Source organism: Methanosarcina sp. DH2 (genome assembly GCF_020804225.1).
Classification (GTDB): Archaea; Halobacteriota; Methanosarcinia; order Methanosarcinales; family Methanosarcinaceae; genus Methanosarcina.
This window is the reverse complement of sequence record NZ_WJBI01000005.1, coordinates 164,924-177,112: the sequence shown is the minus strand read 5'-3', so window position 1 is coordinate 177,112 and position 12,189 is coordinate 164,924. Positions and strand designations below refer to the sequence as shown.

Here is a 12,189-nt window from a genome sequence, read left to right as displayed (position 1 = left end):
TTATTTAGAGAGTAAGTTCAAAAAACAGCATGTAAGCTAATTAAAGATCTGGCTTTTTATGACCTTACAAATGTTATAGATATCTAAAAACCCCCTGATTTGCATTTATTCGCTAAAAAACGGCTCTTTAGCTTTATTCTATACTAAAGCCCTTTTTTCAGGTTTAAACGGCGTCTGTATTTTTTAGGGGCAGATTAACGTTTCTGGAACTTTCTATGGCAATATATTAGCTTTTAGTGCTTTTAATGAGAAAAAAGAGCTAATATAAATCTTTAATAGCTTAAAAAAGCTTAATGAAACTTTTTTTTAAAATCAGACGATTTATATTGAATATTTTTGGATTTTAGTTGTTTTTGGATCTTGATATTCAACAAGAATTAATTTTATATACATAAAACCCTATTTGATTCGTTTTATTTCAGGGATTATCTATATTATTAATTATAAATTCTCCCATTAAAATAAATCCGTAATGTACTAAAAATTTATAAACAGAACTACCTAAATATAAATCAGAACTATCGTTAGTTTTGGTTACCAATTAATCAGGTTAAAAAAGGGAGTAGATATGAGAAAAGAGCCTTATGAGTTCCCGCTGGAAGATTATATTTCAAGAGAGGAGTTTAATAAAATTAAAAAATTCTCGCGGGATAAAGAAACACCGTTTTTGATCGTTGATCTTCAAAAGATAGAGCGAAGTTACGACGAACTGGTAGAGCATATGCCTTTTGCAAAAATTCATTATGCTGTTAAGGCTAATCCTATGGATAAGGTAGTGCTCGCCCTGAAGAAAAAAGGTTCCAGTTTTGATGTGGCAACGGTCTACGAACTTGATCAACTGCTAAGGCTCGGGGTAGAGCCTGAGAGGATAAGTTACGGCAATACGATCAAAAAAGAAATGGACATAGCTTATGCCTATGAGAACGGAGTAAGGCTCTTTGTTACGGATTCTGAGAGTGATTTAAAGAAGCTGTCAAGAAGAGCTCCGGGTTCCAGGGTTTTTTTTAGGATCCTTACAGAAAGTGACGGCGCTGACTGGCCACTTTCCAGAAAATTCGGCTCCCACCCTGACCTGATATACAAATTGATTCTAAAAGCCGAAAAGCTTGGGCTTGAGCCTTATGGACTTTCTTTTCACGTAGGTTCCCAGCAAAGGGATATCGGGCAATGGGACAATGCAATTTCCAAGTGCAAATATCTTTTTGAAGCAGTGGCTGAAAAAGGAATCCGGCTGAAAATGATCAACCTTGGTGGGGGTTTTCCTGCAAAATACCAGGCTCAGGCTCATGACCTTGAGACATATGCCCGGGAAATCCGCCGCTTTCTACATGATGACTTCGGAGAAGAGCTTCCTGAGATCCTTATCGAGCCAGGTCGGTCTCTGGTCGCCGATGCCGGCATAATCGTAAGCGAAGTTGTTATGATCTCTAAAAAAGCCAGGTTTAACCAGTACAAATGGGTCTATCTAGATATCGGAAAGTTCGGCGGGCTTATAGAAACCCTTGACGAGTGCATAAAATATCCGATTTTCTGTGATAAAAAAGGCTGTGCAGAAGAGGTCATCCTTGCAGGTCCCACGTGCGACAGCATGGACATCCTTTATGAGCACCATAAGTATTCCTTTCCCCATACAATGAGAGAAGGCAATCGTGTATATATCTTCACAACCGGAGCTTACACCCAGAGTTATAGTTCCGTGAATTTTAACGGTTTTCCGCCTCTCAAATCCTACATTATCTGAAGGGCATCTGCCCTTTCTGTTTTTTAATTTTTCAAAGCAAGTCGGGAACCATTTATGTGAAAACAGGCTGCTAGATTAAAGTAATTAAATAAACTAAGTAATTAAATAAACTAAGTAATTAAATAAACTAAGTAATTAAATAAACTAAGTAATTAAATAAACTAAGTAATTAAATAAACTGCAATCTGCCTATAAAATGATGCAAACTCTTTAAATTATATTTGCAAATTATTTGCAAAAATACTTTTTTATTATATTTGCATTAAAATTTTCAATGACATTAAAAGTTTAATCATAACAGAAATGTATAGTCAATTTGAAAATTTGAATTAAAAAAGGTTTTTTAGGTCGATTATGATATATATTACCGGATCGTTATAAAAGATAGTAGATTGAGAGTAATAGGGTTTCCTCTCAATCCAGGGTTGGATCGCAGGTAGGGACCTCGAGAATAGGGACTCGAACCCTACCATCTACTTCTAAATTAATAATTGATTTTTAACTTAATTCTCAAAACGTAATTACTTTCAAATTAATTTTCAGTAAGCCTAATTCTTTTTTATAATGTCTTTATTTTAAATAAACCTTATGACCGTTTCTAAATTACTAAATTCCTAAATTTATTGTATATTATGTCCATGAAATCCATGTAATGATATATATGAATTCTTTTTTGCCAGGTTATTAAAATTACCTGTCTCGATGTCTGCTCTATCAATTTTGTATTTCCTGATTAAAAAATAAAAATGAATATTTCTCATGTCTGGTAATGGCAGTATAAATTTCCATGTTTAATTATTTTAATCACAGTGAAGATAGAATACAAAATCAGCTGGATATAATATGGCATTCAATTAAACATATTAAACTATACTAAAACGAGAGTTTTTCCAGAAAAATAAATATCATTCTACTTAGAGCCTATCCGAAAAGTCAGTAATGCATGTTGAAAAGTCACAATAGGTCTATAATGTCAGAGTATCCGTTCCGGTTTTGCATATTGCATATTGTAAAAGTTATAGCAGGTAACCACTTTTCGGATAGGCTCTTAAGCAAAAGATATTTGCCCTGTTTAAGCAAGGTATATTTACCCGTTTTTTACGCTGTTGAAAATTTGTTTGTGATAGAAATTTTTAACGAGTTCAAAAAAACATTTCATAACGGATTTTTTTAATCGGTTATGATATATATGTCCACCTGATTATAAAACAAATGTAGATTGAGAGTAATAGGGTTTCCTCTCAGTCCAGGGTTGGATCGCAGGTAGGGACCTCGAGAATAGGGACTCGAACCCTACCAACTACTTCTGGATCAAATAATCATTTTTTAACATTAATTATCCTTTAACTACTATTTCCTATTTTATTAAAAAATGTCTTTTATCGAACATTTACTTTTCAATTATTTTTATATATCGTCAATTCTTTTTTATAATGTTCCGAAGTTAGATAAAGGTTATGATTGCTATCATACTATAAAATTCAGGTGCATTAGACATACTTGACAACAGAGGTGCTGGATAATCCAATAGTTAGTATATTTAATTTGAATTTAGTCAATAATCCTGGAGTTTGTTTCTTTCAGGTGCCTTAATGCCTTAATATAACTTTACACAGGTAAGGGACAGGTAAAATACAAAAAATTATGTTCAGGCTCGACAAAACCGTTCTGGTCTGGATAGAAAATTGGCTAAATTACGAAAATTCCTCGAGCCTGCTCGTTTCCTTCAGGAATTATTTCCTTCAGGAATTATTTCCTTCAGGAATTATTTCCTTTAAAGTAAACTATATAGGAATATTTTCTTTTACTTTTGCAGGACATATGTAAGGAAGGCTATGTAACTCACTTTTTAGCAAAGGCAAGAATTAGTGATGCAAATTATGCCGTTCCAACCGTTCTGCATATACTTTTTTTCCGATTACTCATCATCCAGCGTCCTCAAGAAGGCAACAATTGCTTTTTCTTCGGCATCACTAAGTTCGAGGTTGCCCAGTTCTTCGGTATTAACGTTCGCAGCAACTTCAGGAGCTGGCCATCCCTCTGACTCCACATCTCTCGTATTATAGAAGCGTACAAGTTCTTCGAGACTATCGAAATATCCATTATGCGTATAAGGGGCCGTTTTCCCAATGTTTCGCAGAGTAGGGACTTTCATTTTTCCCTCTTCATTCTCTGGAGTAACTATCTCAGTACGGCCGTTGCCACCCAGCCCAAGGTCTATATATGCACTCTTCTGAGGGTTGAATGCTTTTGGCAAACTATAAAACAGGTTATCTGGATTTCTGGGCACACCCAGGTTGTCATACGTGAAGTCCGTAAATACCGGTTCATTCCCACTGCTTGGATGGCACTCTGAACACAGGGCTTTTTCATTAAATAGATCAAGTCCCAATTTTTCTTCTTCTGATAGGGTGTACTCTCCTGCAAGATATTTATCGTATCTGGAACTGAACTTATTTACTTCCGCAGAACTTTCGTAAGCTGCAATCGCTTCAGCTGTATAATCATAAGCTGTATCTACATTATCCAGGGCACCCGGTCCGTAGACTTCTTCAAAGAGACCTGCATAATCTGAAATCCGGATGTTCTGGATTACAGTTATTTTATTCGGGTTATGCATTTCCAGAGGGTTCAGGAATGGGCCTTTCGCCTGCTCGATCAGATTGTCTGCCCTGCCGTCCCAGAACTGGCCTCCAGAATAGAGTATCTGGCCCTCGTCATCATATGTATAACTGAAATCCGGGCTATAAGACGCATATGCGGCACTTGGTGAGTTTCGATTTCCGAACATGTTTGGCAGTACTCCCTGTGAAACTGGAAGATTTTGATGAGGCTCAGCAAAACCAAATTCAGGATCATGGCAACTTGCACAGGACTGCCCCCTGGGTGTTGATAGCTCTGTATCAAAGTATAGAAGCTTCCCTAGTTCCTCTTCCGGACTCAGTTGAACTTCTTCTGCTGAAGCAGTTGCAACTAATGCTGTTAAAAACAACATTAAAATTAATGTTGTTATCCCAACCCATGTTATCTTAATCAATATAAATCCCTCTTTTGTTATTTCCGTAGAAATTTCCCGGAGAAAAAACTGAGAATGAGGATTTGCTCTCTATGATTATGTCCTGAGTTCCATGTAATTATGCCCGGATTTGCCCTTATCACTGATTATATCCACCGGTTCCATAACATGTACTAACTTTACACTATAACTGCAATTAAAAAAATATCGGTAATCCTCAAGCTCCTTCATTCCCCAGATAGATCTGATACAGCGATCAGGCCATATAAAATCTATATTAAATAGCATATTTTTCATATTTAATAATATCGGAAATTCTAATATAAGTTAGGCTCGAAAACTTTGGATTAAAAACTTAATATTTATAAAGATAATATAATAATCAAAGATAATATAATAATCCTATTTTTATAATTAAATCAGGATTATAGCGAGATTAAAAATTTAATCATAACAAAAGTGTATATCCAATTTAACAATTTGAATTAAAAAAAGTTTTTTGGGCCGGTTAGGATATATTACCGGATCGTTATAAAAGATAGTAGATTGAGAGTATTAGGGTTTCCTCTCAATCCAGGGTTGGATCGCAGGTAGGGACATCGAGAATAGGGACTCGAACTCTACCATCTACTTCTAAACTAATTTTGAGATTGAATCTCACTTTTTTATAATGTCTTTATTTTTAATAAACCTTATCATTCCACATTAGTTTATACTAACCTGATTATTGTATCTAGCTGAACGGATATTCATGGCGAATATGTTAAAAGAAGCTACCTCAAAGATTACAGATTCTCTGAGTTTGCCTCTCACCCAAACGTCTAAGAATAAAAGTTCTCACTCTTGAGGTCCTGTTTCTGGGTTTGTTACTTTCCAGGAGAAATTGCGAATCGATTAAAGGAGATCTTTGTAGATATAAACTAAATTAATACATTGAAATTTATAATAATTAATGGAAAAGATTTCAATGCCATTAAAAGTTTTAGTGACGATAAAAATATGTAATCCAGATAAATTTAAGATTACAAAAACTTTTTTGAATCGGTTATGATATATATCTCCATGCCATTATGAGTGTGTAGATTGAGAGTAATAGGGTTTCCTCTCAATCCAGGGTTGGATCGCAGGTAGGGATCTCGAGAATAGGGACTCGAACCCTACCATCTACTTCTAAATTAATAATTGATTTTTAACTTAATTCTCAAACACAATTACTTTCAAATTAATTTTCAGTAAGCCTAACTCTTTTTTATAATGTCTTTATTTTAAATAAACCTTATGACCGTTCCTAAATCTCTGATTTTCTTTAATTAGTGCATCCGCAGCTGTAAGCAATCCTTTATTTCAGCATGGGGCTTTTCAGCATGGGGCTTTTCAGCTGCAACTTTCCAGCTGTAACTTTCCAGCTATGGCTCCTATTAAGACTCTGCCCTGTGTAAAGAGAAGATAAAAAAGCATGCAACACAAGTTGATTAAAGAACGGCAAAGTCAAGCTGGAGAGGTGATGAATTGAGTTTTGCCGTTCTACATAAATTACGACTTTTCACAACTATTTTAATGTTTCCTTCGGCTTTATTGTTGGCAGGAAGATTAAGTATTAAGTTAAAAAGTCAAATGAAAAGAGTCAGATTAAAATACAAATAGTCTCCAATAAATCCAATATATTTATATAAGGAAAAGCCTGCTCTTTAAAAATCCAGATCGGTAAGTCTGAAAAAAGTATTTACAGGCGAGTTAGAACCTCTCCTTTCGCCTGTTGTGGTTTATACTGAAATCCAGTTAATTTCATACCTTAAAGTTCTCTCTTGCCCATTTTGCACCGGCTTCAAGCACCTGTTGATTGAACTCAATGACTTTGGGTTTGCCTGCGAAATTTTCGGCAAGAGCTTCTTTGAAGGCTTCTTCTTCAAGTCCGGTTGCATTTAGCCCCAGCAAAGCACCGAGCATAAAGGAATTTGCAGCTCTCTCATCGCCTGCTTCCTTGGCTTTTTCGGTTGCCGGAACCGCAACGGCTTTTACGCCTGCTGGAGTCTCGGCTTCGCCTATGGTCGAGTCATAGAGGATAAAACCTCCTTTTCTTACCGCTCCTTCAAACCTTTCAAGGGAAGGACGATTCATGGCTACAAGGATGTCAGGGGTATAGACTGTAGGAGAGCCTATGGACTGACCTGAAATCACGACCGAACAGTTCGAGGTTCCTCCGCGCTGTTCCGGGCCGTATGAAGGGAACCATGAAGCATTGAGGTTTGCTTTTACTCCTGCCTGTGCAAGGATAATGCCCATGCTCAGGACTCCCTGCCCTCCGAAACCTGCAATCTTGGTCTGGATCGGGGCAAAGTCGGTCCTGGAAGGTTTTTCCTCAGCTCCGGATTCAATCCCGTAAAGTTTTTCCAGGGCTTCCGTTGTGAAGTCGCTTACGCCCCTGTGAAGGATTTCGGCTTCTGCAGAGTTATCCCTGAAGTTCTTAAGCGGGAATTCCGATTCCATTTCTTCGTTAATGAACTTTACAGCCTGTTCGGCATCCATCCTCAAATTTGTCGGGCAGGCGGCAAGGACTTCCACAAAGGCATAGCCTTTGCCATCGCGCTGGATCTCCATCGCTTTCCTGATAGCTTTTCTGGCTTTCCTTATATGAGAGATATCCGAAACCGAAACCCTTTCGATGAATACAGGAGCTTTCAGGTTGGATATGAGTTCACACATGTGCAGCGGGTAGCCTGCAAAACGGGGGTCACGGCCTTCAGGAGTCGTAGTTGTCTTTTCCCCTATAAGGGTCGTAGGAGCCATCTGTCCGCCTGTCATACCGTACACGGTATTATTTACGAAAAAGACTGCCAGTTTTTCCCCCCTGTTTGCTGCCTGCAGAGTCTCGTTCAGGCCGATTGAAGCAAGGTCTCCGTCACCCTGGTAGGAGATGACCACAGCATTTTCTTCAGCCCTTGAGACGCCTGTCCCAACTGCAGGGGCACGGCCGTGAGCTACCTGGATATTGCCTGCGTCAAAGTAATAATAAGCAAAGACTGCACAGCCCACAGGGCTAATCATAACTGTCCTGTCCTGGATTCCGAGGTCATCAATTGCTTCAGCGATAAGCTTGTGCAAAACCCCGTGTCCGCAGCCTGGGCAGTAGTGAGTGGCAGTTGAGGCTGCTCCTCCTTTGCGCGGATAGTCCGTGTACAGGGCTTTTGGCTTTCTGATAACCTTTTCTCCGTTGGTGATTTCTGCTGCCATTTTCATGCCTCCCCTGCAACTTTTCTGATTTTGTCCATAATCTGGTCGAGGGTTATCAGGTTTCCTCCCATGCGGTTTACCAGTTCCACAGGCCGTGAACAGCTGATAGCAAGTCTAATGTCGTCTATCATCTGCCCGTTGCTCATCTCAACGGAGATGAAAGAGCATCCCTTATCAGCAAGGGTTTTCAACTGCGCTTCAGGGAATGGGAAAAGTGTCTTTGGCCTGAAAAGCCCTACTTTAATTCCTTCCTGCCTGGCAAGATCCACTGCTGACCTGCAGATCCTGCTGCTTATGCCATAAGAGACAAGCACTATTGAGGCATCTTCGGTCATGTGTTCTTCGTAATCTACCTCATTCTGCTTTATCAGCTCGTACTTTGCCTGCAGTTTCTCATTGAACATTCCTAGTTCGTTGAAGTCCAGGAAGATTGAAGTTATAAGATTGGCTCTGGTTTCTGCTGTCCCATTGACCGCCCAGCTGGTGTCGGTTTCCGGGGTAAGGGCTTTATCAGGGAACTCCAGGGACTCGATCATTTGCCCGAGCACTCCGTCAGCAAGCACGACTGCAGGGTTCCTATATTTGAAAGCCAGATCAAAAGCTTTCATGGTAAAGTCACACATTTCCTGCACTGAATTGGGAGCAAGTACAATGGCCCTGTAATTTCCGTGCCCTCCACCTTTTACGACCTGGTTGTAGTCTGCCTGTTCGGGCCCGATGTTTCCAAGCCCTGGACCTGCCCTCATGACATCTATAAGCACACAGGGAAGTTCTGCACCTGCAAGGTAAGAAACTCCCTCCTGCATCAGGCTAATTCCGGGACCTGAAGAGGATGTCATGACCCTGTGCCCGGCCGATGCCCCTCCATAGACCATGTTGATTGCAGCTTCCTCAGATTCAGCCTGAACAAATTTCCTGCCAATTTTCGGGAAGTAACTGGAAGCATCGTGCAGGATCTCACTTGCCGGAGTAATGGGGTATCCAAAGAAACAGTCACAGCCGGCATAGAGTGCGCCGACGATTACTGCAGAGTTACCTTTTACGAGTTGTGTTGCCATCTTTTTTCCTCCTTATCCTGCCTTATTCGGCTTCCTCCTCTTTCAGGGGAATATGGATTTCCAGTGCCAGGGGCTCAGGGCAGGTATAATAGCAGCTTGCACAGCCTGAGCAGCCTTCTCCTTTATACTCTATGTAATGGTAACCCCGCGCGTTCAGGCTCTCACTCATGAAAAGCACTTCCTTCGGGCAGGCAAGAAGACAGCGCCCACATGCCTTGCATTCCAGAATATTGATAACAGGGTACGGTTCTTTTTTATCATTTTTTACCATATAGAATCCTCACGCTATTCTTCCAGTCCCTGTTTTTCTCCGGCCGGTATTATATGGCAGACAGGAGCCTATCATTTTTAAGGGGCTTTCTGAATCCTTATATGCTCTTGAATTCTCTTCTCTTCTTGAACTATAGTATTTCTTGATTTGTAGTATCTCTTGAATTGTAGTATCTCTTGAATTACAGTATCCTTTTGAGAGTAAATCCGAATTATCTCTACCTTAGGCAAACTTTTCAGAAAAAGTTTAAGGTACTTATCTCTTTCCTTTCTTTTTCCTTTTTCGGATTTGATCGAATATATTTGATTGGGTGCAGTACTCTAAAAATCCTGTTACTGAGTCTGGTCTTTATCCCGGATCTCCACCCTGCGGATTTTTCCGCTGATGGTCTTCGGGAGTTCGGGAACGAATTCCACAATCCTGGGATACTTATAAGGAGCCGTGACATTTTTTACATGTTCCTGCAGCTCTTTCTTAATGGCATCGCTTGCAGTATAGTCTTTTGTAAGCACAACGGTGGCTTTGATGACCTGGCCTCTGACTGGGTCGGGAACTCCAGTGATTGCACACTCGAGCACAGCCGGATGCTGGATGAGGGCACTTTCCACTTCAAAGGGCCCAACTTTGTATCCTGAGGTCTTGATGATATCGTCAGCCCTTCCCACAAACCATAGGTACCCGTCTTCATCCATCCAGGCCATATCTCCGGTATGGTAGTAGCCGTCATGCCAGGTTTCTTCTGTCCTTTCAGGGTCTTTTCCATAGTGGACAAAGAGGCCTACTGGTTTTTCGTCCTTTGTGTTGATGACGATTTCCCCTTCCTCTCCTACCTCACAGAGCCTGCCGTCCCTGTCCATGAGTTCAATCTTATATCCAGGGGTGGGTCTTCCGATTGACCCGGGTTTGGGTTCCATCCAGGGAAAAGTCGCAATGGTAACAACGGTTTCAGTCTGCCCGAACCCTTCCATAAGTTTAATCCCTGTAAACTCAAGGAAGCGGTTAAAGACCTCAGGGTTCAGGGGTTCGCCTGCAACAACTGCATACTGCAGAGTACTGAAGTTATAGTGAGTAAGGTCCTCTTTTATCAGGAAGCGATAGATAGTGGGCGGGGCGCAGAAGGTCGTAACCCCATATCTGGAGGCTTTTTCAAGCATGTTTTTGGCTTCAAACCGGTCATAGTCGTAGACAAAAACCGCGCAGCCGGCAATCCACTGCCCGTAAAGCTTACCCCATACACATTTACCCCAGCCGCTGTCTGCAACGGTGTAGTGCAGCCCGTCATCCTCCACATTCTGCCAGTATTTTGCAGTGAGAATATGTCCGAGGGGGTAGGTGTTGTCATGCTCTACCATTTTAGGGAAACCAGCGGTTCCGGAGGAGAAATAGACAAGGCAGATGTCTTCATTCTTTGTCGCAGCCTCGCCTGTGGGGCGTTCGAAAATCGAGGGAACTTCCTCAAGTTCCTTTCTGAAATCAATCCAGCCTTCCCGGGCTTCTACTCCTACCACGGCTTTTTTGAGAGGGATATCCCCACATTCGGCATGGGCTTCATCTACCTGTTCCGGAACGTCATCTTCGGAAATGCAGACAATCATCTTCAACCCGGCTTTTTCAATTCTATATACAATATCCCGGGTTTTCAGCATGTGAGTTGCAGGCACTGCTATTGCTCCGAGCTTGTGTAGCCCCAGGATGCAGTACCAGAATTCGTAACGGCTCTTTAAGGTAAGCATTACATAGTCGCCTTTTCCAATGCCGTGTTTTGCAAAGAAATTTGCAGCCTTATCGCTGTAATACTTCATGTCTTTGAAAGTAAAGCTCCTCTCTTCCCCATTATCATCACACCAGATCATGGCAAGTTTCTCAGGAGAATCTCTTGCATAGGCATCGACCACGTCATAGGCAAAGTTGAAATTTTCAGGGACCAGGATTTTGAAGTTTTCCTGGAAATCCTCGTAGGATTCAAAATCGGTTTTGGAAACAAATTGGCTCAGCAAGGAAGTCATTCTGGACACCCGTTTTATTTGAATTTTTCTATATTCCGATACTTATTCAGGCTTCGAGAGGCTGAATTTAAATTCTAAAAAAACTCTCAGAGTTTTTTCCTTTGTTTCGAATTTTTCCTGTATTCGAGTTTTTTATGCGGATTTTTATGCGAGTTTGCGTGAGTTATTAAGAATGGGTTACTCAGGGTTGCATTTAATCCGGGTTACAAAATAACTGCCAGGAACTTAGCGGGTTCTCCATCCAGAGCTTCCATGGCATGTTCATAATTGGAATCAAAATAAATGGAGTCTCCTTCATTAAGGGTGATTTCATTATTATGGATGTAGACCTTCAGGCTTCCCTCAAGCACATAATTGAATTCCTGCCCCGGATGGGAGTTTGTGTCAGGTTTTGTTCCTTGAGGTTTGGGTTCGACTGTAACAATGAAGAACTCCGCTTTTTTATGAATAAACTTTTCAGCCAGGTTCTGATACCTGTACTGTATTCTTCTCTCAACACTTACTCCTTTTCCGCCCCTTGTAACTGTAAAAATGTTCATGCGAGGCTCTTCTCCTGTCAGAAGAGTAGCCATATCTACCTGCAGCCGGTGTGCAATTTCAAAAAGTATACTTGCCGGAATATCCTCTGTTCCGCTTTCGTATTTCTCGTAGATTTCGGATGAGACCTGAAGATACTCTGCCATTTTTTCAACAGAAATATCTGATAGCTCCCGCAGTTCACGTACGCGGGATGCAATTTCCTTTATTTTTTCCTGCATAATCAAACCTTCTCCAGCTGTATTCATTTAAGAAACCTAACTTGAATATTTACTTAAAAACCTTTGCGCTCCATCCAGGCTTACCTGAACCTGTTAGAAAAAAATTCT

General features: G+C 40.5%; 7 protein-coding genes. 1 reads left to right on the top strand and 6 read right to left on the bottom strand.

Annotation, left to right across the window (positions count from 1 at the left end; genetic code table 11):
- The first annotated feature begins 568 nt into the window (after positions 1-568).
- Complete coding sequence (locus tag FXV91_RS09610; RefSeq protein ID WP_229390366.1) at positions 569-1,741, top strand: type III PLP-dependent enzyme; 1,173 nt, start codon at positions 569-571, stop codon at positions 1,739-1,741.
- Positions 1,742-3,659: 1,918 nt separating this feature from the next.
- On the opposite strand, the gene FXV91_RS09605 is transcribed toward FXV91_RS09610, so the two are convergent.
- From FXV91_RS09605 to FXV91_RS09580, 6 genes are all read right to left on the bottom strand, one after another.
- Positions 3,660-4,778, bottom strand: a complete 1,119-nt coding sequence (locus FXV91_RS09605) for a cytochrome-c peroxidase (RefSeq protein ID WP_229390365.1) — start codon at positions 4,776-4,778, stop codon at positions 3,660-3,662.
- 1,764 nt (positions 4,779-6,542) lie between these two features.
- Complete coding sequence (locus FXV91_RS09600; RefSeq protein ID WP_229390364.1) at positions 6,543-7,988, bottom strand: 2-oxoacid:acceptor oxidoreductase family protein; 1,446 nt, start codon at positions 7,986-7,988, stop codon at positions 6,543-6,545.
- Between the two features lie 2 nt (positions 7,989-7,990).
- Positions 7,991-9,046, bottom strand: coding sequence for a 3-methyl-2-oxobutanoate dehydrogenase subunit VorB (locus FXV91_RS09595; protein WP_229390363.1), 1,056 nt, complete (start codon positions 9,044-9,046; stop codon positions 7,991-7,993).
- A 22-nt stretch (positions 9,047-9,068) separates the two neighbouring features.
- On the bottom strand, positions 9,069-9,317 hold the full coding sequence (locus FXV91_RS09590) for a ferredoxin family protein (protein WP_229390362.1): 249 nt from the start codon (positions 9,315-9,317) through the stop codon (positions 9,069-9,071).
- Positions 9,318-9,649: 332 nt separating this feature from the next.
- Positions 9,650-11,323: an AMP-binding protein gene (locus FXV91_RS09585; RefSeq protein ID WP_229390361.1), complete on the bottom strand. Its 1,674-nt coding sequence runs from the start codon at positions 11,321-11,323 to the stop codon at positions 9,650-9,652.
- Positions 11,324-11,526: 203 nt separating this feature from the next.
- A complete protein-coding gene (locus FXV91_RS09580) occupies positions 11,527-12,081 on the bottom strand; it encodes a cupin domain-containing protein (RefSeq protein WP_229390360.1) in 555 nt (184 codons plus the stop codon).
- Positions 12,082-12,189: the final 108 nt, after the last annotated feature.